Source organism: Citricoccus muralis, from assembly GCF_003386075.1.
GTDB lineage: Bacteria > Actinomycetota > Actinomycetes > Actinomycetales > Micrococcaceae > Citricoccus > Citricoccus muralis.
Genome location: NZ_QREH01000001.1, coordinates 2264851 through 2290316 on the forward strand (window position 1 = coordinate 2264851; position 25466 = coordinate 2290316).

A 25466-nucleotide genomic window follows, 5' to 3' on the forward strand; every position below is an offset into this window, starting at 1 on the left:
GTCAGATCAGTCCTTCCAGGAAGCCGCCGGGCAGGTTCAGTCCGAGTCCGGCGTTGAAGGCCAGCTGGATGACCGAGGAGAACACCAGCGAGATGATGAGGTCGAACAGCGGGCGTTCGCTGCCCAGGGCCTTGCAGACCACCCAGAACAGGCCGGCCGCGGAGAGCACCCACCCCAGGACGGGCAGCACGAGGATGAACCCGGCGATGCCGCCGACGATCAGGCCCACGGTCTTCCAGTCGGTGTACGTCTTCCAGCCCGGGGGCAGCGTGGCGCCCGGGGTGCGGCCGGCGATCCGCTCCCGGCCGCGATCGGAGGCGGAGGCCAGGTCGCCAAGCAGGTCCGAGGACGTGTCCGCGTTCACCGCATCGTCGGTGAGGTCCGGCAGCCGCGGGTTCCGCAGCAGCTGGATGGCGTGGACGACCGCGACGGCGTACAGCACGATGCAGACGATCGTCGGGAAGAACTGGGGCCCCGGCACGGAGTCGCCCATGACGTTCATGGTCGCCGTCTCGATGGCGAGCCAGGTGGCGATGCCGGCCACCAGCAGGGGCATGATCAGTTCGCTGCGGCCGGCCCAGAATCCGCGACGCGCGGTCCCGCCCTGGGGTGCGGCCGACGTCGGGCCCTGGGGTCCGCCGGTTGCCCCGGCGGTTCCGGCGGTCTCAGCCGAATGGCCGGCCGGGGGTACAGTCTGCTGCTGGCTCACAGTCCGAGTCCTTCCACGATGTCACGGGTGCGGTCGATCTCTTCGTCGAGGAAGGCCTCGAACTCGTCGCCCGTCATGTAGCTGTCCGTCCAGCTGTTGCGCTCGAGGGCGTCCTGCCAGTGGTCCGTCTGGCGGTACTCCTCCACGATCTCCAACAGCTCGCCTCGGTCCTCCTCGGAGACGCCGGGGGCTGCGGCCAGGCCGCGCCAGTTGGCCATCTCGGCATCCACGCCCTGCTCCAGGAAGGTGGGCACGTCCACGCCGGGCAGCCGCTCCTTCGAGGAGATGGCCAGGGCCCGCAGGTTGCCGGCCTCGATCTGGTCCGCCACCTCGTTGTAGCCGGACATGCCGGCCACGGTGGTGCCGGAGAGCATGGAGGTCAGCGCCTCGCCACCGCCGGAGTAGGCGATGTAGTTGGTCTGGGACGGGTCGATCCCCACCTTCTCCGCCACCAGGCCGGTCAGCAGGTGATCGATCGAGCCGAGCGAGCCACCGGAGATGGAGGCGCCACCCGGATCCTGCTTCCACGCCGCGATGAAATCGTCCAGGGTCTCGTATGGCGAGTCCGCCGGCACCACCAGGGCGGCATAGTCGTCCGCCAGCCGGACCAGCGGCTCGACATCGTCCATGGAGACCCCGGAGTCCGCCAGCTCGACGGCACCGACCATCACTCCGCCGGTCACCATCATCATGTCCGAGCGGCCCTCCATCTGGGCGAACTGCCCCAGCCCGATGGTGCCACCGGCTCCGGGGACGTTGACGACCTGGACATTGTTGGAGATGCCATCGGATTTGATGGCCTGCTGGGATTCGCGGGCGAAGCCGTCCCAGCCGCCGCCGGGCGCCGCCGGTGCCATCAGCACCAGCTTGGATCGGGCGGTGGCCTCGCCACCGCCAGCGGCGGCATTGACCAAGGCAAGGCCGACGACGCCGGCGGCCGCCACGCCGAGGGCGGCCTTGGTGAAGGTGCGTGAACTCATGGTCCTCCGTACTCTCTACGTCAGTGATTCGGACCACTTAAGCCGTGGCCGATCCTCCACGGTGACAGAAACGTGATCCATGGCACAGCGGAAAGGTGGTTGTGGTCATAAGGGGAGGTTAAGAAAGTTCTGACAACGCCGCGTCACGTCCTCCCATCCCCATCCCCATCCCCATCCCCATCCCCAGGAGTCAGCCACGGTGCTTCGCCCCCCACCCCGCCTGAACGGGCCCCGGCCCCGCCGCCGGTTCCGCCTGCAGTTGATCACCCTGCAGCTGGCCATCGTGCTGCTGACGGTGCTAGCCGTGGCGGCCATCGTGCTGCGCTTCGAGGAACTCCGTACCCGGGACCTCGCCTTCGAGGAGGTCCACACCGTGGCCACCGAGATCGCCAGCGTCCCCGAGGTGATCGCCACCGTGAACGCAGCGGATGCGGTGGAGAGAATTCAACCCATCGCCCACCTGGCCGAACGGGCCGCCGGGGTCGAGTTCGTGGTCGTCGCGGACCAGGACGGCATCCGGGTGGCCCACCCCGACCCGGCGCAGATCGGCCAGCCGGTCTCCTCAGACCATGCCCCGATCCGTGCTGGCGAGACCTTCCGCGGCACCGAGGAGGGCCCCCTGGGGGTATCGCTGCGTTCCAAGGTCCCGATCTGGGACGGCGACGAGGTGGTGGGCACCGTCTCGGTGGGCCTGCTGCAGAGCGAGATCCGCGCCGACCTGCTCGAGGTCGTCCTCGGTTTCGCCCCGTGGGTCCTGCTGGCCGCCGGCCTGGGCACCGCCGGGGCAGCGTGGGCCTCCCGCTACGTGCGCACCAGGATCTACGGGGCTGGTCCCGAGGAGATGGCCGGACTGCACCAGTCCCGCCAGGCGCTGCTGCACAGCGTCGGAGACGGCGTCATCGGCGTGGACGAGGACGGCACCATCACCCTCGTCAACGATGAGGCCACCCGGCTGCTCGGCGTGGGCCCGGACATCGAGGGCCGCCCGGCCGCAGAAGTGCTGGATGCGGACCTGGCCGCCCTCCTGGCCCCCTCCCCCACACCGGCCTCGTCCCCGGGCAAGGCAACCGATGCTGGGCCACGCCGCCCGACGGCGGACGAGGCCGACTGGGATCTGACGACCTTCGCCCTGGCCGGCGAGCGCATCCTCCTGGCCCGGGTGCGGCCGGCGCGGGCGCAGGGCCGGCAGATCGGCCGCACCCTGACCGTGCAGGACCGCACCGAACTGGAGTCCAGCCTGCGCGAGCTGGAGGGCCAGCGCAGCCTGACGGAGACCCTGCGGTCACAGACCCACGAGTTCTCCAACCGACTCCATGTGATCTCCGGCCTGCTGTCCCTCGACGAGACCGAGGAGGCGCAGGAGTACATCCGGAGCCTGACAGGCCTGGCCGGCGGCCCATTCCAGCACGACCTCTCCGATGCATCCCTGTCCGCGCTGGTCGGCGCGAAATCCGCGCTCGCCCGGGAGGCCGGCGTCGCGCTGGAGCTGACCGCCAACGGCTCCGTGGAGGCGGACTGGAGTGCGGACGACGACGCCCTCACGGTGGTGGCCAATCTGCTGACGAATGCCATCGAGGCGGCCGGGGACGGCGGCCGGGTGATGCTGGAGGTGACCGCCGGCGCCGCCGGATTCGCGGTCCAGGTGGACGACTCGGGTCCCGGCCTGGACCCGGATGCGGCGCAGGCCCTGTTCCGCTGGGGAGCCTCCACCAAGGACACCGGCCCGGCGTCAGGGCGGCCCGCCGGAGGCCGCGGCATCGGCCTCGCCCTGGTGGACCGGATTGCCCGGCGCCGGCGCGGCCGGGTGGAGATCACCCCGTCGCCCTGGGGCGGGGCCCGGTTCCGGGCCGCCTGGCCGGCGGCCGCAGACGCCGACGCCGGCACTGATACTGGCACCGGCACCCACACCCGCACCTACGGTGACAGCGATGGCCGTGGCGCTGGAGCGGACAGAGACCAGGCTGAGACACCGAACACCGAGGACAGAGGGGACATCCGTTGATCAGGACACTCGTGGTGGATGACGACTTCGCGGTCGCGGGGATGCACCGGCGCTTCGTGGAGGCTCTCGACGACTTCGAGGTGGTCGGGGTCCTGGAACGCGGTCTACCGGTGGCGGAGTTCCTGGCTCAGCACGAGGTGGACCTCGTGCTGCTGGACGTGCACCTGCCGGACCGGGGCGGCGTCCAGGTGCTGGAGGACCTGCGATCTGCTGGTCATGACGTCGCGGTGATCATGGTGACCGCCGCCAGCGAGCGTGACACCGTCCGCCGCGCGGTAGGCCACGGCGTGGACGGTTACCTGGTCAAGCCCTTCAGCCGCGAGGAGTTCAACGAGCGCCTCCAGGAGTTCGCCGCCCTCCTCGCCGCCCACGGCGGATCCGGCCACGGCGCCGGCAGTGCTCCGGACCTGGACCAGACCGAGATCGACCGGCTGGTCCGGGGCGCATCCGGCCGGGCCCCGGACCACGTGGAGCAGCCGGCGTGGTCCAGCACAGCGGCGTGGTCTAGCACCGCGGCGCGGTCGGGGTCAGGGGCACCACCGAACGGACCCGCGGACCGCCTGCCCAAGGGGTACTCGGCCCCCACGCTGAACCTGGTGGCGGCCGCACTGCGGGAGGTCGGGGCCGGCGTCGACCTCTCGGCGCGTGAGGTGGCGGCGGCCTGCGGGATCTCCCGGGTCAGCGCCCGCCGCTATCTCGAGCTGCTGACCGACCGCGGCAAAGCCGAGCTGCGGCCGCGCTACGGTGCCACCGGGCGCCCGGAACACCGGTACGCCTGGATCGGCTGAGTCACAGAAGGCCGCCACGGTGCACCGGGCATCCAGCACCAAGCGCGAGGCGCGAGGCGCGAGGCATCGGCATGGGACTGCCCCCACGCCCCCGCTTCCGGCCACCCCTTGCACGTATGTCCACATTTGTATACATTCGTGCACAGTCGTCGGCTGGACCGGCGAGCCGACTGAAAGGGACTCTCATGACCACCTCCCCCACCCCGGACACCCGCACCGGCGGCGCCCAGACCGGCACCAGCCTGGATGCCGACGTCATCGTCGTCGGCGGCGGCAACGCTGCCTTCACCGCCGCCCACGCAGCAGCCGAGCGGGGCCGGAAGGTGCTCCTGCTGGAGAAGGCCCCCCGGGACGCGTTCGGCGGCAACAGCTACTACACCGCCGGCGCCACGCGCATCGCCCATGCCGGACTCGAGGACCTGCAGGACTTCATCGAGCCGGACGAGCGCCACGCCGTCACCGAGGTCCCGGCGTATTCCGCCGAGGACTACGCCGCCGACCTCGTCCGCGTCACCGACGGCCGCAATGACCCCGAGCTGACCGAGGTCCTGGTGCAGGAGGCCGCCCCGAACCTGCGGTGGCTGCAGTCGCTGGGTCTGAAGTACCGACTGATGTACGAGCGCCAGGCCTATCAGCGCGAGGACGGCAGTTACCTGTTCTGGGGCGGGCTGCATGTCGGCAACGTCGGCGGCGGCGAGGGCCTCATGCATGACCACGTCCGCGTGGCCGAGCAGCTGGGCACCGAGGTCCGCTACGGCCAGGACGTGACCGGGCTGGTCGTCGAGGAGGGCCAGGTCAAGGGCGTCGCCGTCCGCCAAGAGGATGGGTCCCTGCAGGAACTGCGCGCCGAATCCGTGATCCTGGGCGCCGGCGGCTTCGAGTCCAATGCCGAGTGGCGCCGCGAGCACCTCGGTGAGGGCTGGGAGAACGCCAAGGTCCGCGGCACCCCCTTCAACAACGGGGACATGATCGCCGCCGGCCTGAAGATCGGCGCGCAGAAGGCCGGGCACTGGTCCACCTGCCACTCCACCCAATGGGATGCGTTCACCCCGAACAACGAGTCCAACCGCGAGCTGACCAACCGGCTGACCCGCCAGTCCTACCCGCTGGGGATCATCGTCAACACCGAAGGCCAGCGGTTCGTGGACGAGGGCGAGGACTTCCGCAACTACACCTACGCGAAGTTCGGCCGCGAGATCCTCAAGCAGCCGGGCTCGGTCGCCTACCAGATCTTCGATGCCCCCCTGCGGGCCATGCTGCGGAGTGAGGAGTATGAGATGCCCGGCATCACCGTGGCCGAGGCGGACACCCTCGAGGAGCTGGCCGGGAAAATCGGGATCGCCCCGGAGGCCCTCACCGGGACCGTCCAGGACTACAACGGGTCCATCGACACCACCATCCCCTGGGACCCCACCATCAAGGACGGCCGCCGTGCCGAGACCACCCCGGTCAAGTCCAACTGGGCCACCCCCCTGACCGAGGGGCCGTTCTACGCCTACGCGGTCACCTGTGGCATCACGTTCACCTTCGGCGGCCTGAAGTCGGACACCCACGGCCGGGTCCTGGACGCCGAGGGCGAGCACATCTCCGGGCTGTACGTCTGCGGTGAGATGCTCGGCGGCCTGTTCGCCGGCAACTACCCCGGCGGTTCCGGCCTGGCCGCGGGAGTGGTCTTCGGACGGCGCGCCGGTACCCTGGCCTGATATTGGAAAGCGTGCCGGCCGGCGTCGGGAGAAGGATGTCCCCTGCGCCGGCCGGCACCGCTGAGAGCAGAAGAGCACAATGAAGGGCACACCTGTGGCTGGGAAGATGGACGCCTCCGCGATGCACGGCGAGCTCAAGGCGGAGATCCTCCGAGGCGAGCACTCCCCCGGAACACCTTTCCGCGAAGTGGCTCTGGCCGAGCGGTTCGGGGTCTCCCGGACGCCGGTGCGCGAGGCCCTGGGCCGGCTGCAGCAGGAGGGCCTGCTCGAACGCGGGACCCGGGGGCTGCAGGTGCGGCGCCTGGACCCCGAACAGTTGATGCAGGTCTATGACCTCCGCATCCTGCTGGAGGGACAGGCCGCCGAGGAGGCCGCCTCGGCCCGGACCGAGCTCGATCTGGTCCGGCTGGAGGGACTCCTCTCCCGGGACCAGGCCCTCACGGACCCGGACAACGCCACCCGGCTGGACACCAACATCGAGTTCCACGAGGCGCTGTGGTCGGCCGCCCGGAACCCCATCCTGCGCGATCTGCTGGACCGGCTCTCCACCCACCAGATCCATGCCCCGACCTCCACCCTCACCACGCCGGGGCGCTGGGAACAGTCCCTGGAGGAGCACGCGGAGATCCTCCGCTGCATCCGAGAGCATGAGGCCGCCGGCGCGCGTGAGGCCATGCGGGCCCACATGTCCACGGCCCGGGCCCTGCGGCTGAGGATGCTCAGCCACGCCATGGGCTGACGGCGCCGGCTGACCGGGGCCGCCCCAGCAGGGCCCGACGGCACCGGCTGGCCAGGCCTCCTGACGGCGCCGGCGGGAGCGCACACCAGGCCGCCCGGTTGAGAGGTTTCCGCTGGTCAGTCGCCATGTTTTCGGACCCTCAGCCTCCGGACGGAGCCCGTTCGGCGTGTCGTCCGGCGTGGCGTTTTCATCCGCGTGGTTTCAGCGATAGTGTCCTGCCCGATGCCCGCTCTGGGCAGACCCGGAATCCCCTCATTTGGAGGACATCATGTCCACTCCGCTGTCTCTCTCCACGTCCGAAATCCCCACCACGGGCACCTACTCGGCCACCACCGAGCGCGCCACGTTCTGGACCGTCACCGGCATCATCTCCGCGGCCGCCGCCGTCGGCGTCTTTGAAGTAGTCCTGCACCTGCTGGGGTAGGAGAACCTCGCCGCCGGCCCGGCCTTCAGAACTCCCGCAGGTAACAGAGCATGCGGTAGTCCTCGCCGGGCTGGATGTTCGTGAACCCGTGACGTTCGTAGAAACGCCGGGTGTCCTCGTCGATCTCATCCACGTTGATGTGCATCTCCTCGCTGCCTCGCGCCCTCACATGCTCGATGGCGTCCAGCAGCAGTTCGGTGCCGATGCCCCGTCCCCGCTGACCCGGCCGCACGTACAACTCCTCGAGCTGTGCCAGCGGCCCGTCGCCGTACGGCGTCGGGCGCAGGGTCAGGAACGCGAAGCCCGTCGGTGCCGCGGTGCTGCCCGAAAGCAGCACGAGGACGTCGTCACCCACCAGCAGCATGCCGAAGCGCGCCGCGAAGTCCTCCGCGGAGGGCGTGGGCGAGCCGAATTCCGTGTTGAACTCGTGCAACAGCCGGCCCACGACGCCGGCCTGGCCGGGTCCCGCTCGCATCGTCACCATGGGTCGGCATTTTCCCAGGTCTCGCACTCATGGTCCAGCTGCCCAGAGCCGGTCACGTCATCAACCTGACGTGGCCGGAGGCCGATCTGTGATCCACTTATCATGGCCGCAGGCGAGCCCGCGCCGGGGCTCACGCGCGCTCGGATCCCGAGGGTCCGATGAACCAGCAGGGGATACGTCATGACGCAGCACCCACAGGATCAGTCCGAGACGTTGCCGGGCCGCGCCGCGGAGCTGCAGCGCTTGAACGCCACGTGGGAACGGGTGCAGACCGGCGTCCCCCAGTTCGTCGCCATCGAAGGCCCCGCCGGCATCGGCAAGACCACCCTGGTGGAGACCTTCCTCGCCGGCAAGCGCAATGTGCTGCCGGCGGTGGAGTTGTACCCCTCCGATGCCGATGTCCCCGGGACGCTGGTCCAGCGGCTACTGTCCGCCATCACCGGCCAGCATCGGACGGAGTGGCCCACCGTCATGGAAGATTGCGTGCAGGTGGTCTTCGATGCCATCCAGGCCTTTGAGTCGAACGACGGCGGAGCGGGCATCGCCGTGGTGGAGGACCTCCAATGGGCGGACCCGTTCTCCGCCGAGGTGCTGTGGCGTTGCGCTCTGGCCATGTCCTCAGGGCCCTTCATGATCATCCTGACCTACCGCCCGCAGGCCACCGAGCTCACCGTCGGCATCGAGCGATTCCTGGCCTCAGGGCGCCACGGTACCCACTTGCAGTTGGGCCCGTTGGGAGTCGCGGACTGCCGGCAGGTCCTGCGGGAGCGGCTGGGCATCCCCGTGTCCGACGACTTTGCCCGCAAGGTCCACGGCGGCACGGGCGGAGTCCCCCTGCTGGTGGGCGCGGTGGCCGGGTGGCTGGACCACGCCCCTCCGGGACATCGACGGCTGCAGGATGCCATGGCGGCCTTGGGAAAAGGTCAGAATGCTCCCCAGCGCCTGTTCGGCCGAGCCCTGCGGTCCTCGTTGGAGGCACTTTCTCCCCATCTGAGGGACACCCTCAGCCTGCTGGCGGTGGCCGGCGAGCCGCTCCACATCGTGCACCTGAGCGGGGCGCTGGTCGAACTGGGTTACCCGGGCCTGCCGGACCACGGCCTGTTGGACTCGGACCAGGTGCGCATCACGCACACCGCGGGCACGGTGGCCCTGTCCCACCCGCACCTGGCCACGCTCATGGCGGACCAGCTGCCGGACAAGCGCCGTGCGGAACTGCATCGGATCCTCGCCCCGGTCCTGAAAGGGCCCGCGGCCCTGGGACACCGGGTTCAGGCACAGCGGCTGGACCCGGAGCCGGCGGAGACCCCACTGCTCGTCCGGACGCTGATGCAGTACGGAGGAGAGGCTTTAGTCCGCGGAGACGGGGTGGCGGCGTTTGGCCACTTCCATCAGGCCCTGCGGTTGACCGGGGATCCGGTCGCCCTGACGTTGGCTCTGCGTGCCACCGTGCTGGCCCGCAGGCCGGACCTGGTGCTCGAGTTGCGGGATGTCCTGGCCGGGATGCCCCAGAGCCGGCCAGGGTGCGCGGCGCGAGCCTGGGATCTGCTCGCCTCAGAGGACCTGGAAGGGGCGGTGGACCAGATCCGGCAAGGCCTCTACCTGCCGGAGGACGATCCGGGGCGGGCCGGCCTGCTCCTGCTCGGCCACGCCCTGGCCGCCGCGGGACGGATCGCCTACGCCACGGCACGGTTCGGCGCCGTGGGCAGCACCATCGATGCCCTGCTGGACGAGTTGGTGCCGGTGCGCCGCGGGTTCGAACACGCTGCCCGCCAGGACCCGCAGGCTCTGCGCCTGGTCAGTGAGGCTCGCTCCGTGGAGGCCCTGCTCGCCCTCTGGTCCGGCCTGCGGCATGGCGACCGCAGCCGCGTGGGTGAGTTCACTGAGCAGATGACGTCCCTGTTGGAGGACCTGCGCCCCGTCCCGGGGACCGAACCCGTGCGGAGCGTGATCTCCGCGGTGATCGGCTCTCGCCTCCGCGCCCAGGGGGAGGTGGCCGCCGCCTCCCGGATCCTCGATGCCACGGCCCAGGACGCCCAGGGTCCCCGCGAGCAGCGGGTCTTCCTGGAAAGCACCCTGAGCCAGCTGGCCTTCCACCAGGGTGCCTGGGACCGAGCACTGGAGCATGCCACGCGGGCCGTGGACAGCTGCCTGATGCTACCGGTCGATTCCGGGGTTCGCTCCGCCTATGCCACGGCGGCGCTGGTGCCGCTGGCCCGTGGCGAACAGAGTGCCGGCCGCCCGCTGCTCCAGCGAGCGGTGGAGGACGCCAGCGCCACCAGTGAGGTGGTGGCCTGCGCCGTGGCCTTCGCCCGCGCCATGGGAGCCACCTTCGCCGGCGACCACCCGGAGGCCGCGCATCAGTTCCAGCTCATCGAGTCCACCCGGGTGGGGTGGGCCACCGCCGGATTCACCACGGTCTGCCTCTACGCGCGGGCCCTGGCGGAAACCGGACACGTACACCGCCTGCAGGCCCTCGCCGCTCACGCCACGGAGGGCATGGACTCCGCCCCGGAGGGCGTCCTGCGCGCGGTGGAGGCAGCAACGCTCGGTGCCCTGTACCGGGCGCGGGCCCAGCCAGACGACGCACGGGAGCAGCTGGTGGATGCTCTGGCCTCCCTCGACGCCGAGCCGGTTCCGTACGTGGCCGGCATCGGTCCGGACGTCCTGCCCGGCGGGGGCCATGCCCTGGTCCGGGCCTTCATAGCGCTGGATCTGTCCCGGCTCGCCATGGACGGTGCGGGCACCGACGATCGACTCGAGGACGGTGTGGACGACGCCGGCCGGTGGGCCCGCCAGGCCGCCGACTTCTTCCTGAGGTGTGGCGCGATGCCACTCCAGGGTGAGGCGGCGGAACTGGCCGCCGCCCTGCGGAAGCGGCAGGGGGAGAGAGCCACCGGGCCGGCCGATGTGGGCACCAGAGCGGAGGGGGGAAGCCGCCCCATGAGAGGTGTGCACGAATCGGTGGCCGGCCCGGTGGCTGGTCGAGGGGCAGAACGCTCCCATGAGCCGGTGTCGGCTCCGGCGCAGACCGCGTTTCGGTTGATGGCAGAACTGTCCACCCGCGAACGGCAGATCGCCGTCGAGGTCGCCGAGGGCAAGGGCAACCGCGAGATCGCTACCGAGCTATTCCTCAGCGTGCGCACAGTGGAGTACCACGTCGGCAATTGCCTCGCGAAGCTCGGGATGACCAGCCGCGTGGAACTGCGGAAGGCCCTGCCGCCGGCCACTCTGACCTTGCTGGTCCCGGCGCTGGCCGGGCGCGGCTCGGATGACGATGGCCCGGTCGACGGCATCCCGGACGACCCCGTAGACCTGGACGACCTAGGCGACCCGAACGCACCCTGAGGATCGTTCCTCGGTTGTCCCTGTGATGCCATGACTTCCATCCTGTCAGGGAAGCCGATGGGCCGGAACCGTGGTTTCTACGGGGTTCCGGTGCTTCCACGGGGTCTGATGTCGCCGAACCGACCTATTGCGCACAACTGAATTGTGCGCAATGCTTTTGAGATGAGCTTCGCACACCCAGAATCTGCCGGTCGCCTGGAGGACCAGGTGTGCTTCGCCCTGTACTCGGCAGCCCGGGCCGCCCAGCAGGCCTACCGCCCGCTGCTGGATGACCTGGGCCTGACCTACCCGCAGTACCTCGTACTGCTGGTGCTCTGGGAGCAGGACGGGCAGACCGTCTCTGCACTCGGCGATCGGCTGCATCTGGACAGCGGCACGCTGTCTCCCCTGTTACGGCGCCTGGACGAGCACGGCTTCATCACCCGCGAGCGCCAGTCAACGGATGCACGCCGGGTCGCCGTGCACCTGACCGCAGAGGGCCATGCCCTCCGCTCGCGCGCCGCCGAGGTCCAGCGCTGCCTGCTGGACGCCGTGACACTGTCGACGGAGGAACTCCTCAACCTCCGAGACCTCTCTCGCCGGTTCGCCGGTTCGGATGTCTGAGACTCGGACGTCTGGGGCTCCGCCTCGGCTTCCACCGCGCGAACCCATCCCCCGGCACGTACCTTGACCTGAACCCGAATCCAACCCCCGATCCTCACCCCGACCCAAGGAGAACCCTATGAAGACTGTCTACACCGCAGAGGCCCTGGCCACCGGCGGCGGCCGGGACGGCCGCACCCAGACCGCGGACGGTTCCATCAGCCTGGACCTGGCCGTCCCGAAGGAGATGGGCGGCACCGGCAACGGAGCCAACCCGGAACAGCTCTTCGCGGCCGGCTACGCTGCATGCTTCCACTCGGCTCTGCAGATGGTGGCCCGCCAGGCGAAGAAGGACCTCGGCGAGTCCAGTGTGGGCGCCCGCGTGGGGATCGGCCCGAATGGAGCCGGCGGATTCGGCCTCGAGGTCACCCTGGAGGTAGTGGTCCCCGCCCTGCCCCAGGACGAGGCCCAGGAGCTGGCGGATCAGGCCCACCAGGTCTGCCCCTACTCCAATGCCACCCGCGGGAACATCGACGTCACCGTGGACGTGGTGCAGGACTGATGCCCACGCTCTCCGACTTCACCGCGCGGACGGCCACCGGGGAGGACCGCCCCTTGTCCGACTACGCGGGCCACGTGGTGCTCGTGGTCAACACGGCCAGCCAGTGCGGTCTGACACCCCAATTCGAGGGCCTCCAGGAGCTCTACAGGGACTACCGGGACCGCGGCCTGGTGGTGCTCGGCTTCCCCTGCAACCAGTTCGCCCACCAAGAGCCGGGCACCGACGCCGAGGCCAGTGAGTTCTGCCAGCTGAACTACGGCGTCGACTTCCCGATGTTCGCCAAGGTGGAGGTCAACGGCTCCGGCGCGCATCCGCTGTTCGCCTGGTTGCGGCAGGAGACCTCGGGGCTGCTCGGCGGCGCGGTCAAGTGGAACTTCACCAAGTTCCTGCTCGGCCGTGACGGGACCGTCCTCGAGCGCTTCGCACCGACCACCGCCCCCGCCAAGATGCGCGGCGCGATCGAGACGGCACTCACCGCGCAGTGATCAGGTGAGAAGGGGCGCGTGAGGTGCCGGTCACGGTTCAGGTGCCCGACGCCGGCGCTGCCGCCGGCTCCCGCTGGCTCCCTCTGGCTCCCTCTGGCCCTCCTCGCATCGGCTACTGCGGGTACGGAGTCTCGCCACGTTCCAGCATGCCGACCAGCTTGGCCAGCCGATTGGTCCGGCTCGCCGGGCTCGGCGCGGTGAGGACCCGATGCAGGACGGCGTAGCGGTTCTGGCCGTTGAGCGTGGCGAAGGTGGCGGCGGCCCCCGGTGACGAGGCGAGCGCGGCGGCCAGGTCCTCGGGGACCTCGGCCGTGGCCGGGCCGGCGTAGGCGCGGTCCCACCGGCCGTCCACCTTCGCCCGGTCGATCTCGGCCTGGCCCCGGGGCCGCATCCGCCCCTGCTCGATCAGCTCTGCCACGAGCGTGACGTTGCGCTGAGACCACATCGAGGCCTTGCGGCGCGGTGTGTACCTCTGGCGGTAGGTGGTGGCATCGATCGACTTGGACTGACCGTCGATCCAACCACTGCACAACGCCTCCCGCAGGGCCTGCTGGTAGGTCAGCGACGTCGGGGAAGTAGCGCCCTTCTTGGCCAGCATCAACCAGATGCCGTCCGATCTCTCCTCGTGCGCATCCAGCCACTCCCGCCAGGCCGCAACGTCCTCCACGATGAGGACTTCGGGTTCCTCGACTACAGACGTGTTCTTCATGTAGGTCCTCCGCGACCGGTCCGGTTCTTCGCCATCCTACTCAGGCACCACCGCACGAGCACTGAGGTCACGGCGATCTCGGCGAGACCACAGAGGTACCCGTTGAGTCCCCCCGCAGGTCATGCAAGGATGTGACTCATCCCACATCCGTCTCATGTGTTGATCCCTCGCCGTCTCACCTCTGCACCACCCTGAGGAGACACCATGAGCCCATCACCCGCACCCTTCGACCCGACCCCCACCTCCGGTGCCGACTCCACGGCAACGGCAACGGCAACGGCAACGGTCGCACCCAAGCCGGCCATCCGGCGTCGTACGTTCTTAGGGGTGGGCGCCGCCGCCTTCGGGGCGACGGCCATCGGCACCGGAGCACTCACGGGGCTGACCTCCAGCTCCCGCGCCAACGCCGCTGCGACCGTTCCGGTCGAGGACCGAGATCCGCTGAATCTGCTGCAACGCATGCTCTCGTTCGACACCCAGAACTCCGGCCAGGGCGGCAAGACCCGGCCGCACGCCGAGATGCTCAAAGCGGTCTGGGACCGGGCGGGCGTGGACGCGGAGATCATCGAAACGCCCCAACCGGACAACGTGCACCTGATCGCGCGGATCGCCGGCACCGGCGACGCGGAGCCCCTGCTGCTGCTCGGACATTCGGACGTGGTGCCCGTGGAACTGGAGAACTGGTCAGTGGACCCCTTCTCCGGGGAGGTGCGGGACGGGGAGGTATACGGCCGCGGCGCCCTGGACATGAAGGGCGCCAACGCCGCGAGCATCAGCGCCCTGCTGCGCCACCTGCAGGAGGGCGCACGCTTCGACCGGGACATCATCATCCTCACCGACTGTGATGAGGAGGCCGGCTCCTTCGGCTCCCGGTGGCTGGCCGAGAACCACTGGGACAAGATCAACGCCGGGTCGGTCCTGACCGAGGGCGGCTGGTTCCTGGCCCAGGGGGACGCGACCACCCCGATGCTCATCACGGCCACCCGCCAGGACAAGGTCTACTTCAACCTGGACATCACCGCGGATGGCACGGCCACACACTCGTCCAAGCCGATGCCGGACGCGGCGATGGTCACGCTGTCCCGGGCGCTGGCCGATCTGGGTGACTGGGAGGCACCCGTCCATCTGACTGACGTGACCCGCGAGTACTTCCAGGCCCTGGCCGCATCCACCGATGACCGACGCTTCGCCCAGGCCATCCGGATGCTGCTCTCGGCACGGTCGGCCAAGATGCGGGAGCGAGCCGAGAAGCTCATGGTCTCCCGCTCCGACTACCCCTACCTGCACCGCGCCCTACTGCGGACCACGCACGCCTTCGTGATCCAGGAGGCCGGGTACAAGGAGAACGTGATCCCCTCCAGTGCGACGGCCCGGCTGAACTGCCGCGCGGTTCCCGGAGGGCAGAAACCTCGGGACTTCCTCCAGCAAGTGCGCAGGCTCCTGGCGGAGCGGGACGTGGAGGTCAGCATCGCCGCCCCGGAGGGGACGAGCGAGGAGGACTACCTCAACGAGTTGGACCAGACGTGGGCGAACCCGCCGGCGGACATCGACACCGATCTGTTCCACGCGCTGTCCGGCGCGGCCGAGGCGACCTACCCGGATGCGGCCTTCGCCCCGGCCCTGTTCGAGGCAGGAACCTCCCTGGCCCCCTGGCGCGCCGAGGGCATCCCCGGCTATGGCGTCTACCCCTACGTGCTGTCCAACGAGCAACTGATCGGGATGCATGGGGACGACGAGCGGATCTTCGTGGACGCGCTGAAGACCGGCACCGACTTCATGTACACGGTGTTCGAGAGGTTCCGGGTGGGGTGAGCCCTACGCCGAGCTCCGGACCACCAGCTCCGGATCCAACTGCCGACTCTCCACGTCCTTGCCGTCCATCCGGTCCAGGAGCAGCTCCAGGCCCTGACGGCCGATCTGGTGCATCGGCGAGCGCACCGTGGTCAGCCCCACCCCGCTGGCCAAGGGGGTGTCGTTATACCCAACGATCTTGACGTCGTCCGGGACGGACAGCCCCCGTTCGGCCAGGACACCCAGGGCGCCGATGGCCGCGAAGTCGTTGACGGCGAACAGCGCGTCCGGCACGCCCACGGAGTCCAGCAGGCGCCGGGTGGCTTCTTCGCCGGCCTCGGCGTCGAATCCGCCGGTGGCGATGTGCTCGGCAGGCACGTGGATGCCGTGCTCGGCCAACCGTTCGGTGAATCCGGCCGTCCGGTCGATCGAGGTGGACATGCGGTTCTTGCCGGCCAGCAGGAAGACCTTCTCCATGCCCAGTCCGGCCAGATACTCGCCAGCGAGCTGTCCGCCCAGGTAGTCGTTGCAGGTCACGGACGGGTACCCAGGGGACCGTCGGTTGACCAGCACGAAGGGGACGTCGTCCTGCTCGATCGCGGTCAGGGTGGAGCCGTCGAACGGGGTGTCCCCGAGGATCAGTCCGTCGATGCGCCGGTCCATCAGCTTCCGGACGCGGGCCTCGTGGGACTCGGGGTTGTCCAGCGAGTTCGAGACTACCGCCACGTAGCCGTGCTCGGCCGCGGCCTCGTCGATGCCCTCATAGATCGTGGCGAGCACGTAGTCCTGCAACCGCGGCACCACCACCCCGATCAACCGCGACCGGGCCGTTCGCAGGGAGGCAGCGTAGGGGTTCTTCGCGTAGCCGACCTCGTGGGCCAGGGCCAGGATGCGCCGGCTCGTCTCCGGGGAGGCCCAGCGTGATTCCTCGCCCGCCGCGTCATTCAGCACGCGCGACACCGTGGACGGACTGAGGCCCAGCTCCTGGGCCAGCCCCTTCAGGGTGACGGATGATCGCTTGCTCACGGTGGCCTTCGGTGGTGGTCGGATGGTCAGTCTACGGGCCGCACAAGGAGTCTTGCATCACGTCGATTCCTGATCTAATGTGCATCACATCACTTTACACAAACGTTTGTGGCAAACGATTGGGGCACTCCCCCGGTCTTTGCCCGACTTGCGACAGAGGCGGCATCGATTGGCCAGAGTCCACATCATCGGCACCGGGGGGACCATCGCGTCTCGCTCCGGTCAGGCCGGAGCGAGCGGGGAGGGCACGGGTCGCGGCGACGGCTCGATCGCCTCGGACACGATCGGCGACCTCGTCGCCTCGTCCCCGGCCGCCGCAGTCGACGGGGCCCTCCAGGTCACCACCGAGGACGTCATGACGCTGGGCAGCTACCGCCTGGGCCTGCCGGAGATCCTGGAGATCACCGCGGCGGCACTCGCCCGGGCCGCCGAGGCGGAGGTGGACGGCGTGATCGTCACCCATGGCACCGATACCCTCGAGGAGACCGCTTTCCTGGTGGACCTGGTGAACGGCACGGACACCACCGTGGTGTTCACCGGCGCCCAGCGCGCGGCCGATCAGCCGGACTCGGACGGCCCCCGCAACCTCCGCCAGGCCCTGACAGTAGCCTCTGATCCACGCTTCCGCGGCATGGGCGCCCTGATTGCCTTCGACGGCCGGGTCCAGACAGCCCGCGGCGCCCGCAAGGCGCACACCACCGCCAGCCAGCCCTTCGACGGCGGCGCCACCGTGGGCCTGTTCCGCAATGACGAGCTGGACCTCGCCGCCCGGCCGGTCCGTCCCCGCGCTCTACCCCTGCCCGGCTCCGGGTTCGGCACCACCCGGGTGGATGTCATCACGGCGTACCCCGGCTCCTCTCCTGAGGCGCTGCGGCACGCGGCGCAGAGCGGCGCGGCGGGCGCGGTGCTGGCGGGCACCGGCGTCGGGAATGCGGGTCCGGGTTACGCCGAAGCCGTGGCGGACCTGGTCTCCTCGGGGATCCCCGTGGTGCTGAGCACCCGCGTGCCGAATGGACCCATGGTCCCGATCTATGGCAACGGCGGCGGCGTGGACCTGATCGCGGCCGGCGCCGTCAGTGCCGGCCACCTGAACCCCTTCCAAGCACGGATCCTCGCGGCGGCACTGCTGTCCGGGAATCCCTCCACCACCGAATTCACCACCCTGTTCAGCGAACTGCGCTGACCACTGAAAGGAACGAACATGACCAAGAAGATCTACGTGTCCGTGGGAATCGACGTCGACGCCGTGGGCGGCTGGCTCGGCTCCTACGGTGGCGAGGACTCCCCCGGTGACATCTCCCGCGGCCTGTTCGCCGGCGAGGTGGGCGTGCCGCGCCTGCTGCAGCTGGCCCAGCGCCGGGAGATGCCCGTGACCTGGTTCTGGCCGGGACATTCGGTGGAGACCTTCCCGCAGCAGTTCGACGAGGTCGTCGCTGCCGGCCACGAGATCGGCGTGCACGGTTACTCGCACGAGAACCCGATCGCCATGACCCGCACCCAGGAGACCGAGATCCTGGACTACTGCACCGACCTGATCGAGCGGCGCTCCGGCAAGAAGCCCGTGGGCTACGTGGCCCCGTGGTGGGAGTTCTCCAAGGTCACCAATGAGATCCTGCTCGAGCGCGGCTTCCTCTACGACCACTCCCTGATGCATGACGACCACACCCCGTACTACGTGCGCGTGGGTGACACCTGGACCAAGATCGACTACTCCGCCAACTCGGCCCACGACTGGATGAAGCCGCTGATCCGCGGCGAGGAGACCGACCTCATCGAGATCCCGGCGTCCTGGTACCTGGATGACCTGCCCCCGATGATGTTCATCAAGTCCAGCCCCAACAGCCACGGCTTCGTCTCCCCGCGGGACGTGGAGCAGCTCTGGAAGGACCAGTTCGACTGGGTCTACCGCGAGATGGACTACGCGGTCTTCCCCATCACCATCCACCCGGACGTCTCCGGCCGCCCTCAGAACCTGCTGATGCTCGAGCGGCTGTTCGACCACATCCAGGGACACGACGGCGTCGAGTTCGCCTTCATGGAGGACGTCGCCCGGGACTTCGCCCAGCGTCACCCCCGCCCGCAGGCCTGATCGGCCCACCGGCCACCATCTCCCTCTGATGGACCGCCCGGCCCTCCGGGCCGGGCGATCCCCTCACACGAAAGTCCACCATGTCCTCTCCCCGCACCGCCTCGACCGGGCCCGTGGCCCCCTGGGACGTCCCCGTCACCCCAGGCATGATCCGCAAGGTCTCGATCGTCTGCTTCCTGGCCTGGGTCATCTCCGTCTACGACTTCACCCTCTTCGGCACGCTGCTACCGGTCATCGCCGAGGACTTCGGGTGGAGCACCGCCCAGTCCACGATGATCAACACCCTGGCCCACGTGGGCGTCTTCATCGTCTCGCTGATCGTCGGGCCGATCATCGACCGCCTGGGCCGGCGCAACGCCTTGGTGATCCTCATGATCGGCGGCGGCCTGGCCGCCGGCTTCACCGGCATGGCGATCGGCGCGGTCTCGATCATCCTGGTGCGCTCCTTCACCGGATTGTCCCTCTCCGAGGAGGTCGTCAACGCGGTCTACCTCTCCGAGATCTACAAGGACGTCAAGAACAAGGGCTTCTTCTACTCCGTGGTGCAGGCCGGCTACCCGATCGGCGCCCTGGTGGCCGCCGGCATGTCCGCCCTGCTGCTGCCGGTCATCGGCTGGCGCTGGTCCTTCGTGATCGCCGGCGTGCTGGCCATCGCGGTGGCCCTGGTGGCCACCCGGCTTCCCGAATCGCCCACCTTCGCCGCCATCCGTGAGGCGCGCCGCCGCCAGTCCGTGGGGGACGACGCCGGCGCCCAGGTCCTGATCGACCAGCACCGCCTCGAGATGGACAGCGAGACCCAGGGCGGTCTCAAGGAGGTCTTCTCCCCGGCGCTGCGCCGGCACACCATCCTGCTCTCCCTGGCCTGGCTGTTCAGCTGGATCGGTATCCAGGTCTTCTCCGTGCTGGGCACCACGGTGCTGGTGGAGGCCAAGGGCGTCTCCTTCGAGAACGCCCTGGTCATCCTCATCGGCGCCAACGCCGTCGGTTTCGTCGGCTACCTGTTCCACGGGTGGCTCGGGGACCGGATCGGCCGCCAGCGCACCGTGATCCTCGGCTGGCTGGCCGGTGCCGTCTCCAGCCTGGCCATGCTGCTCATCCCGGGAGCCACCTGGTTCATCATCGCCATGTATGGCCTCACCCTGTTCTTCCTGACCGGCCCGTTCGCGGCGCTGCTGTACTACATGGGCGAGTCGTTCCCGGCCCACGCCCGCGGCATGGGTACCAACGTGGCCCACGTGATGGCTCCGGTGGGCGGGATCGTGGGCTCCGGCCTGCTCAGTGTGCTGCTCTTCGCCGGGCTGTCCATGACCGCCGCCGCCATCCTCTCCGGCACCCTCGGGCTGGCCCTGGCCGGGCTGTGCATGATGGGCACCCGCAGGATCGAGGGCCCCGCCGCCGATGCCCCGGCCGACCTGCTGGGCCACGGCAACCACCCCGACACGGAGAAGGATGAGGTGACACTCTGATGAGCACTCAACGAGACGACGGACTGGCCGGCAAGGTCGCGCTGATCTCCGGCGGCGCCAGCGGGATCGGCCAGGCCCTGGCCGTGGCCTACGCCCGGGCCGGTGCGCACAGCGTGGTCAACTACTTCCCCGGTGACCCGCACGACTCCCAGGAGACGGTGCGGGCTGTGGAGGCCGCCGGCGGACGGTGCATCGCTGTGGCCGCGGATGTCCGCAGGACCGAGGACTGCGACGCGATGGCCGAGGCCGCCATGGTGGAGTTCGGCCGGTTGGACATCGCCGTGGCCGCTGCCGGCATCCTGCGGCGCAACCCGCTGGGCGAGATGACGGACCAGGCCTGGGAGGACATGCTGGACGTGGACCTCACCGGCGTGATGCGCATCTTCCGCTCGGCCGCCGCCACAATGACCGACGGCGGCGCGATGGTCGCGACGTCATCGATCGCCGGCGGCGTGTACGGCTGGGAGGAGCACGCCCACTATGCCGCGGCGAAGTCCGGCGTGCTGGGCCTGTGCCGCTCCTTGGCCGTGGAACTGGCCCCGCGCGGGATCCGCGTGAATGCGGTGATCCCCGGTCTCATCCGTAGCCCGCAGTCCGAGGATGAGAAGAACTCCCTGGGTGATGAGGGGCTCAAGGCCGCCGGGAAGATCATCCCCGCCGGCCGAGTGGGCACCGTGGATGAGACCGCCCGCACCATCCGCTTCCTCACCAGTGACGATTCCGCCTACGTCACCGGTCAGGAACTCATCGTGGACGGCGGACTGACCATCCGCTGGCCCAGCTGAGCCACCCACTTCGAAATCGACAGTCAGCACGTGAGAGAAGGAGCAGGCGCATGAAAGCGCTGAAGGACAAGGTCGCCGTCATCACCGGCGGCGCCAGCGGGATCGGGGCGGCCGTCGCCCGGCTGTACGCGGAGAACGGCGCGGCCATCGCCGTGCTGGACCGTGACGCGGCAGCCGGCGCGGCCGTCATCGGGCACCTGACCGAGGCCGGCGCCACGGCGCTGTTCGCCGAGGTGGACGTGACCAGCTCGGATTCGGTCCGGCAGGCCATGGACTCCGTGGCCGAGCAGCTGCGCGGGATCGACATCCTGGTGACCGCCGCCGGCATCCTGGACGAGAAGCCGATGGCCGAGATGACCGAGCAGGACTTCGACCGGACGGTGGACATCGACCTCAAGGGCGTGTTCCTCGCCGGCCGGTGGGCCCTGCCGCACCTGCAGGCTCGCGGGGGCGGCCGCATCATCAACATCGCCTCCCAGCTGGGCATCAAGGGCGGCACCGGGCTGGTGCACTACGTGGCCGCGAAGGCCGGTGTGATCGGCATGACCAAGGCGATGGCCCTGGAACTGGCACCCGAGGGGATCCTGGTGAACGCCATCGCCCCCGGCCCCATCGACACGCCCCTGCTCAACGGCGTGACCGAGGAATGGAAGGCGGCCAAGCGCGCCGAGCTGCCGCTGGGCCGCTTCGGCACGGCCGAGGAGATCGCGCCGACCGCCCTGCTGCTGGCGTCTTCCCCGGGCGGGGACATCTACGTGGGCCAGACGCTCGGGCCCAACAGCGGCGACGTGATGCCGTGATCGGCTGCTGAACCATGTGCGGAGCATGCCCCGGTGGCACCACGGTGTCCCCCACCACGGCCACCCTCAACCGGCTCGGGCGCAAGCGCCAAGCGCTGGCGGAGTTGCGCCGCGGGCTGGCTCCCGGCTGCTCGCTCACCCTGATGGGTGACGGCTGGACCCTGCGACGCCGGACGGGCCGCCAGGACGTGTTCGCGGACGTGGAGGAGTTGCTCGTGTCGCTGGAGACGCCAGGGCCCGGTGCCGGCGCGGACTGGACGGGGACCGAGACCCCGCGGACCGTCGTCGGGCGCCTGCTCACCCGGGGCGTTTGACCCAATCCCTCCCACACCGCCGCAGGCCGGCCGGTGGACGATGTTCATCGTCCACCGGCCGGCCTGCGGTCTATCAGCTCGTTGGAACCGGCTCAGACGCCCGCAGCTCCCAGTCCTGGATGGTCGCCAGGGAACCAAAGGCACTCGGCGTCAGGGGATCGAGCAGCTGGCGGCCCTGCTGCACTCGCTGCGGCCAATCGTGCTGGGCCAGGGCCGCCTTGCCGATCGCGACCAGGTCCGCACCGCCCGCACCGAGGCTCTCTGCCGCCTCGGCGCCGGTGTCCAGATGACCGTTGGCGACGATGCTCAGCCCCGGGGCGAACTCGCGGGCCAGTTGGGACAGCGAGCGGGCGTCCTCGTCCGGGAATGCGGGCGCGTTGGCCTTCCACTCGGTGGTGTGGAGGTAATCCACGGAGGTCCCGGCGAGGGCGCCGAAGACCGTCTCGGCCTCCGCCACTCCCTCGGACCACCGGTGGGTGGCATCGCTGACCTTGCCCTGCGAGATGCGGATCCCCACCACGAAGTCATTCCCGACGGCGGCGCGGACAGCCTCGATGATCTCTCGCGCCAAGCGGGTCCGCGCCATCGGCGAACCGCCGTAGCCGTCCGTCCGCTCGTTCAGGTAGTCCGTCAGGAACGCGTCCACCAGGTAGCCGTTGGCGCCGTGGATCTCCACCCCGTCGAAGCCGGCGTCCCGGGCCCGCACGGCAGCTGCGGCGAAGGAGGAGATCACCTCGCCGATCTCCTCCGCGTTCAGGGCCTCCGGCACCTCGTATGGGCCGCTGCCCCGGTACATTCCGGCCTGCTCCCCGCGGGCGCGGACGGCTGAGGCGGAGCGCAGCCCCGAGACGTGGGGATTGCCCTGTCCTTGAGGGCCGGCGTGCATCAGCTGCGCGATGATCGAGCCGCCGTGCTCATGGACGGCCGCCGTGACGGGGAGCCAGGAGTCCACGTGGGCGGAGGTCGCCAGGCCCGGCTGATCCAGGTACCCCTGGCTGTGGGCGGCGTCCGGGTAGATCCCCTCCGTCACGAGCAGGCCGAAACCGCCCTCGGCGAAGGACCGGTAGTAGTCCCGCATCCTCTCCGTCGCGCGGCCGTCCCCGTGCGCGCTGATCCGCGTCATCGGGGCCAGGACCGCCCGGTTGGGCAGGTCAAGCCCCCTCAGTCCATAGGGCTCGTTCAGCGTGGCTTCGCTCGCAGACGTCTCACTCATGGCAGTCCTCTCGGTTCGACCGGATCCACCCGATTCGCATAGTGGATCGATTGATCCAGTTTCGCTGCGGCGGCCCGCCGTGTCAAACTGTCATGGTTGATGAAGCAGGCGGGAGCTGATGCGAGTGGCGGGGCGTCCACGACTCTTTGAGGAACAGGCGGCACTGGAAGAGGCGATGCAGCTCTTCTGGCGCCAGGGATACGAGGGCACCTCGATGAGCCAGCTCCGGGAGGCCATGGGCCTGTCCTCAGCCAGTCTCTATCACGCGTTCGGCTCCAAGGACCGGCTGTTCGGACGGGTGATCGAGCACTATGTCTCCCGGCCCGGGAGTGTGGTCAGCATCGTCTCCGCCAGCCACGCCGTCCCCGCCGGCGAGGCCCTCACACAGCTTCTGCACCGTTCGATCGACGAGCAGTTCGATGACTCCCATCCCCGGGGATGCCTGGTGGCCCTCGCCGCCACCGTCGGCCCCCAGGACCGCGGGACCGAGTCCGGCCGCATCGTGGCGGACCAACGCGAACGCGACTACGAAGCCATCGCGACGCTCACGAGGCGTGCCTTCGACGAGGGCGTTCCGGCCGCGGCCGTCACGAGCGAATCCCTGGCCCGCCTGATCCACGGCTTCATCCTCGCTTTGGCCACGCAGACCCATGATGAGACGCCTCCCGAAGATCTGCACGCCGCGGCCGACTCCCTGTCCACGCTCTGGAGGTAGCCGGGAGCCAGCCCCAAGCAGGCGCCGAGCCGACGAGACGGTGAGGCCGAGGCTACTGAGGCGGGGCTGCTACCGCTCCCGGATCACGATGGCATCGCCCACGGCACGTTCACTGCCGCCGGACGGGGAGTTCTCGAGCTCGCCGTCCACGACCATGGCGGTGGAGCCGCCGCCGTCGAGGTTGATGGCGTCCACCAGCCCCAACCGCTCGGAGAGGTCCGCCGCCTCGGAGATGCTCAGCCCCACGGAGTCGGCCTGCCGGCCGTCGACGGTGATGAGCACGAGCTGGCCCCGGCCATCGATCCCGGCGATGGTGCGCGGATTGCGCTGGTGCGTCCAGCCGTAGAACTGGCCCGGGTTGTCGGCGTGAACCATACCGTCGCGGGCTGCCGTGATGTCCCGCTCACCGTCCGTCAGCAGGTTCGGGCCCCCATTGAGCACCTGGGTGTGCGGGGTCATACGCAGTTTCTTGCCGCGCTCGTCGAGGTACTCGTTGGTGAGCTTGATTCGCCGAGCCTCGGTGGCAAACTCGTGCAGATCCGCGGTGTCCTCGCCGATGGCCTGGATGGAGTACTGCCCGTCAGTCAGTTCGGTGCCCCGCTCCTGGTCGACCTCCTGGACCCGGCCGCGGCGATCGACGACGACCTCCAGGCCTTCCCCTTCCGGCGTGGTCGTCCCGTACTCCTCGGTGAACACGACGATCTCATCGGCATCAGTGCAGGTGACATCATGCTTCGGGGCCTCCGTGGGCAGGTCATCGGTGCCGCCGCAGTTGCGGATCTTGCCGGGCACGCGATTGATGCCGTCCAGGTCCAGCCCCTCTCGGCCTGAGGAGACGCGGCCCTCCCAGGTGAGGCGCTGGATGGAGGCGCGGCCGCTGCGGTGATCGATCACCAGGTTGGGACGGTCCCCCACGGTCTCACTGAGAATCTCCCCGTTGTACGCCGCTGCGCCGGCGGGGTCTCCGGGGGCGCCGTGCTGCTCCCCGTAGACGAAAAACCCGGCATTGACGCCGGCCAGGGCACCGTCGGCCAACTCGGAGGTAGTTTCGGTCCGCTCGATGTCCTCGCCGAAGGTGCCGGTCACCTCCCCCTGGAAGCGGCGCGGGTCGACGGTCACGACGTCCACGTTGACGGGGCCGCTGCGGTGGCCGCTTGACGGCTGATCGCCGTCCCAGCCCTCGTACCAGGTACCGCCGGAATACCCGAGGGCCGTCAGTTCGGATCGGGCCGCCTCAGCCTCAGCCTCGGTGGGGAATGCCCCCACTCGGACACGGTGGCCTAGGTAGCCGCCGGAGTCGGCCAGCTGGTCGGCCACCACGGCCTCTGCGCGGGCATCCAGGCCCGCCTCCCGTAGTTCGGCGGCCACGCGGCGGGCCGCGCTCCGGCTGGAGACCTGCGAATCCCGCACACGCTCCTGGCCAGATGGCAGCGTCACCTGCACGGTCCAGGTGTATTTCGCATCAGGATTCCCGAGCGTGAAGGACTCGTGGGTGACACCGCGGGCCAAGCGCTGCTCGGTGCCCGCAGATCGGAAGGTCCCGACGCCGGCCGTCGGCTCCCGCTCGGCGGCCGAGACGTCCGCGGTGACGGAGGTGACCGCGGAAGACTCAGAGGTGGCGGCGACGGGCCCGGCCACGGTGCCGCCGGTCAGCAGGGCGCAGGAGAGCGCGGTGATGGTCAGGGTACGGGTGGCGGTGCGGCGAGTTGAGGTAGTCACGGTGTCCATGCTGACCTGCCCAGCAGCGGCCGCGGG

General features: G+C 69.7%; 24 protein-coding genes. 17 read left to right on the plus strand and 7 right to left on the minus strand.

Annotation, left to right across the window (positions count from 1 at the left end; all coding sequences use genetic code 11):
• Position 1: 1 nt before the first annotated feature.
• Positions 2-709 carry a tripartite tricarboxylate transporter TctB family protein gene (locus C8E99_RS10055; RefSeq protein ID WP_211309019.1) on the minus strand — a complete coding sequence of 236 codons (708 nt, stop codon included), beginning with the start codon at positions 707-709 and terminating at the stop codon, positions 2-4.
• Positions 706-1689: a Bug family tripartite tricarboxylate transporter substrate binding protein gene (locus tag C8E99_RS10060; RefSeq protein WP_115932173.1), complete on the minus strand. Its 984-nt coding sequence runs from the start codon at positions 1687-1689 to the stop codon at positions 706-708. The genes C8E99_RS10055 and C8E99_RS10060 overlap by 4 nt, the downstream gene beginning before the upstream one ends.
• A 199-nt stretch (positions 1690-1888) precedes the next feature.
• Between C8E99_RS10060 and C8E99_RS10065 the strand changes: the two genes are divergently transcribed.
• The 5 genes from C8E99_RS10065 to C8E99_RS15895 all read left to right on the plus strand — a co-directional run bounded on the left by C8E99_RS10065 (position 1889) and on the right by C8E99_RS15895 (position 7345).
• Positions 1889-3691 (plus strand): sensor histidine kinase, encoded by a 1803-nt coding sequence (locus tag C8E99_RS10065; protein WP_115932174.1) that lies wholly within the window; start codon positions 1889-1891, stop codon positions 3689-3691.
• Entirely contained in the window at positions 3688-4479 is a 792-nt protein-coding gene (locus C8E99_RS10070) for a response regulator transcription factor (RefSeq protein ID WP_115932175.1), read from the plus strand. Before C8E99_RS10065 ends, C8E99_RS10070 begins: the two co-directional genes overlap by 4 nt.
• A 185-nt stretch (positions 4480-4664) precedes the next feature.
• Positions 4665-6182, plus strand: a complete 1518-nt coding sequence (gene tcuA, locus C8E99_RS10075; protein ID WP_115932176.1) for an FAD-dependent tricarballylate dehydrogenase TcuA — start codon at positions 4665-4667, stop codon at positions 6180-6182.
• Positions 6183-6261: 79 nt separating this feature from the next.
• On the plus strand, positions 6262-6921 hold the full coding sequence (locus tag C8E99_RS10080; RefSeq protein WP_245952250.1) for a GntR family transcriptional regulator: 660 nt from the start codon (positions 6262-6264) through the stop codon (positions 6919-6921).
• Positions 6922-7189: 268 nt separating this feature from the next.
• Entirely contained in the window at positions 7190-7345 is a 156-nt protein-coding gene (locus tag C8E99_RS15895; protein ID WP_170144579.1) for a hypothetical protein, read from the plus strand.
• Between the two features lie 25 nt (positions 7346-7370).
• Here C8E99_RS15895 and C8E99_RS10085 read toward each other — a convergent pair whose 3' ends face one another.
• Positions 7371-7829, minus strand: coding sequence for a GNAT family N-acetyltransferase (locus C8E99_RS10085; protein WP_211309020.1), 459 nt, complete (start codon positions 7827-7829; stop codon positions 7371-7373).
• 180 nt (positions 7830-8009) lie between these two features.
• On the opposite strand from C8E99_RS10085, the gene C8E99_RS10090 reads away from it, so the two are divergent.
• The 4 genes from C8E99_RS10090 to C8E99_RS10105 all read left to right on the plus strand — a co-directional run bounded on the left by C8E99_RS10090 (position 8010) and on the right by C8E99_RS10105 (position 12803).
• The gene (locus C8E99_RS10090; RefSeq protein WP_115932178.1) at positions 8010-11174 is read left to right on the plus strand and encodes a helix-turn-helix transcriptional regulator; all 3165 of its coding nucleotides are present in this window, start codon (positions 8010-8012) and stop codon (positions 11172-11174) included.
• A gap of 162 nt (positions 11175-11336) precedes the next feature.
• On the plus strand, positions 11337-11777 hold the full coding sequence (locus C8E99_RS10095; protein WP_115932179.1) for a MarR family winged helix-turn-helix transcriptional regulator: 441 nt from the start codon (positions 11337-11339) through the stop codon (positions 11775-11777).
• 118 nt (positions 11778-11895) lie between these two features.
• A complete protein-coding gene (locus C8E99_RS10100) occupies positions 11896-12318 on the plus strand; it encodes an organic hydroperoxide resistance protein (RefSeq protein ID WP_115932180.1) in 423 nt (140 codons plus the stop codon).
• Positions 12318-12803, plus strand: a complete 486-nt coding sequence (locus C8E99_RS10105; protein ID WP_115932181.1) for a glutathione peroxidase — start codon at positions 12318-12320, stop codon at positions 12801-12803. The genes C8E99_RS10100 and C8E99_RS10105 overlap by 1 nt, the downstream gene beginning before the upstream one ends.
• A gap of 112 nt (positions 12804-12915) precedes the next feature.
• On the opposite strand, the gene C8E99_RS10110 is transcribed toward C8E99_RS10105, so the two are convergent.
• The gene (locus C8E99_RS10110) at positions 12916-13512 is read right to left on the minus strand and encodes a YdeI/OmpD-associated family protein (protein ID WP_115932182.1); all 597 of its coding nucleotides are present in this window, start codon (positions 13510-13512) and stop codon (positions 12916-12918) included.
• 204 nt (positions 13513-13716) lie between these two features.
• Here C8E99_RS10110 and C8E99_RS10115 point away from each other — a divergent pair, with 204 nt between their 5' ends.
• Positions 13717-15324 carry a M20/M25/M40 family metallo-hydrolase gene (locus C8E99_RS10115; protein ID WP_115932183.1) on the plus strand — a complete coding sequence of 536 codons (1608 nt, stop codon included), beginning with the start codon at positions 13717-13719 and terminating at the stop codon, positions 15322-15324.
• 3 nt (positions 15325-15327) lie between these two features.
• On the opposite strand, the gene C8E99_RS10120 is transcribed toward C8E99_RS10115, so the two are convergent.
• Positions 15328-16329: a LacI family DNA-binding transcriptional regulator gene (locus C8E99_RS10120; protein WP_115932184.1), complete on the minus strand. Its 1002-nt coding sequence runs from the start codon at positions 16327-16329 to the stop codon at positions 15328-15330.
• Between the two features lie 169 nt (positions 16330-16498).
• Here C8E99_RS10120 and C8E99_RS10125 point away from each other — a divergent pair, with 169 nt between their 5' ends.
• The 6 genes from C8E99_RS10125 to C8E99_RS10150 all read left to right on the plus strand — a co-directional run bounded on the left by C8E99_RS10125 (position 16499) and on the right by C8E99_RS10150 (position 21783).
• Entirely contained in the window at positions 16499-17512 is a 1014-nt protein-coding gene (locus C8E99_RS10125; RefSeq protein WP_115932185.1) for an asparaginase, read from the plus strand.
• A gap of 18 nt (positions 17513-17530) precedes the next feature.
• Positions 17531-18418 (plus strand): polysaccharide deacetylase family protein, encoded by an 888-nt coding sequence (locus C8E99_RS10130; protein WP_115932186.1) that lies wholly within the window; start codon positions 17531-17533, stop codon positions 18416-18418.
• A gap of 80 nt (positions 18419-18498) precedes the next feature.
• Positions 18499-19884 carry an MFS transporter gene (locus tag C8E99_RS10135; protein ID WP_115932187.1) on the plus strand — a complete coding sequence of 462 codons (1386 nt, stop codon included), beginning with the start codon at positions 18499-18501 and terminating at the stop codon, positions 19882-19884.
• The gene (locus tag C8E99_RS10140; protein WP_115932188.1) at positions 19884-20669 is read left to right on the plus strand and encodes an SDR family NAD(P)-dependent oxidoreductase; all 786 of its coding nucleotides are present in this window, start codon (positions 19884-19886) and stop codon (positions 20667-20669) included. Before C8E99_RS10135 ends, C8E99_RS10140 begins: the two co-directional genes overlap by 1 nt.
• 50 nt (positions 20670-20719) lie before the next feature.
• A complete protein-coding gene (locus tag C8E99_RS10145) occupies positions 20720-21469 on the plus strand; it encodes an SDR family NAD(P)-dependent oxidoreductase (RefSeq protein ID WP_115932189.1) in 750 nt (249 codons plus the stop codon).
• Positions 21470-21513: 44 nt separating this feature from the next.
• Complete coding sequence (locus tag C8E99_RS10150) at positions 21514-21783, plus strand: hypothetical protein (protein WP_245952251.1); 270 nt, start codon at positions 21514-21516, stop codon at positions 21781-21783.
• A 73-nt stretch (positions 21784-21856) separates the two neighbouring features.
• On the opposite strand, the gene C8E99_RS10155 is transcribed toward C8E99_RS10150, so the two are convergent.
• Positions 21857-22996, minus strand: coding sequence for an NADH:flavin oxidoreductase (locus tag C8E99_RS10155; protein ID WP_115932191.1), 1140 nt, complete (start codon positions 22994-22996; stop codon positions 21857-21859).
• A gap of 175 nt (positions 22997-23171) precedes the next feature.
• Between C8E99_RS10155 and C8E99_RS10160 the strand changes: the two genes are divergently transcribed.
• Positions 23172-23711, plus strand: coding sequence for a TetR/AcrR family transcriptional regulator (locus C8E99_RS10160; RefSeq protein WP_211309021.1), 540 nt, complete (start codon positions 23172-23174; stop codon positions 23709-23711).
• A 69-nt stretch (positions 23712-23780) separates the two neighbouring features.
• Here C8E99_RS10160 and C8E99_RS10165 read toward each other — a convergent pair whose 3' ends face one another.
• Positions 23781-25430: a phosphodiester glycosidase family protein gene (locus C8E99_RS10165; protein WP_211309022.1), complete on the minus strand. Its 1650-nt coding sequence runs from the start codon at positions 25428-25430 to the stop codon at positions 23781-23783.
• Between the last annotated feature and the right edge of the window lie 36 nt (positions 25431-25466).

What these genes read in the sequence shown, in the direction of transcription:
- C8E99_RS10085 (WP_211309020.1), bottom strand. Translation starts at nt 7,829, where the DNA reads ATGGTGACGATGCGAGCGGGACCCGGCCAGGCCGGCGTCGTGGGCCGG.
- C8E99_RS15895 (WP_170144579.1), top strand. Translation starts at nt 7,190, where the DNA reads ATGTCCACTCCGCTGTCTCTCTCCACGTCCGAAATCCCCACCACGGGC.
- C8E99_RS10135 (WP_115932187.1), top strand. Translation starts at nt 18,499, where the DNA reads ATGTCCTCTCCCCGCACCGCCTCGACCGGGCCCGTGGCCCCCTGGGAC.
- C8E99_RS10110 (WP_115932182.1), bottom strand. Translation starts at nt 13,512, where the DNA reads ATGAAGAACACGTCTGTAGTCGAGGAACCCGAAGTCCTCATCGTGGAG.
- C8E99_RS10060 (WP_115932173.1), bottom strand. Translation starts at nt 1,689, where the DNA reads ATGAGTTCACGCACCTTCACCAAGGCCGCCCTCGGCGTGGCGGCCGCC.
- C8E99_RS10145 (WP_115932189.1), top strand. Translation starts at nt 20,720, where the DNA reads ATGAAAGCGCTGAAGGACAAGGTCGCCGTCATCACCGGCGGCGCCAGC.
- C8E99_RS10130 (WP_115932186.1), top strand. Translation starts at nt 17,531, where the DNA reads ATGACCAAGAAGATCTACGTGTCCGTGGGAATCGACGTCGACGCCGTG.
- C8E99_RS10115 (WP_115932183.1), top strand. Translation starts at nt 13,717, where the DNA reads ATGAGCCCATCACCCGCACCCTTCGACCCGACCCCCACCTCCGGTGCC.
- tcuA (WP_115932176.1), top strand. Translation starts at nt 4,665, where the DNA reads ATGACCACCTCCCCCACCCCGGACACCCGCACCGGCGGCGCCCAGACC.
- C8E99_RS10095 (WP_115932179.1), top strand. Translation starts at nt 11,337, where the DNA reads ATGAGCTTCGCACACCCAGAATCTGCCGGTCGCCTGGAGGACCAGGTG.
- C8E99_RS10160 (WP_211309021.1), top strand. Translation starts at nt 23,172, where the DNA reads ATGCAGCTCTTCTGGCGCCAGGGATACGAGGGCACCTCGATGAGCCAG.
- C8E99_RS10090 (WP_115932178.1), top strand. Translation starts at nt 8,010, where the DNA reads ATGACGCAGCACCCACAGGATCAGTCCGAGACGTTGCCGGGCCGCGCC.
- C8E99_RS10140 (WP_115932188.1), top strand. Translation starts at nt 19,884, where the DNA reads ATGAGCACTCAACGAGACGACGGACTGGCCGGCAAGGTCGCGCTGATC.
- C8E99_RS10105 (WP_115932181.1), top strand. Translation starts at nt 12,318, where the DNA reads ATGCCCACGCTCTCCGACTTCACCGCGCGGACGGCCACCGGGGAGGAC.
- C8E99_RS10100 (WP_115932180.1), top strand. Translation starts at nt 11,896, where the DNA reads ATGAAGACTGTCTACACCGCAGAGGCCCTGGCCACCGGCGGCGGCCGG.
- C8E99_RS10155 (WP_115932191.1), bottom strand. Translation starts at nt 22,996, where the DNA reads ATGAGTGAGACGTCTGCGAGCGAAGCCACGCTGAACGAGCCCTATGGA.
- C8E99_RS10080 (WP_245952250.1), top strand. Translation starts at nt 6,262, where the DNA reads ATGAAGGGCACACCTGTGGCTGGGAAGATGGACGCCTCCGCGATGCAC.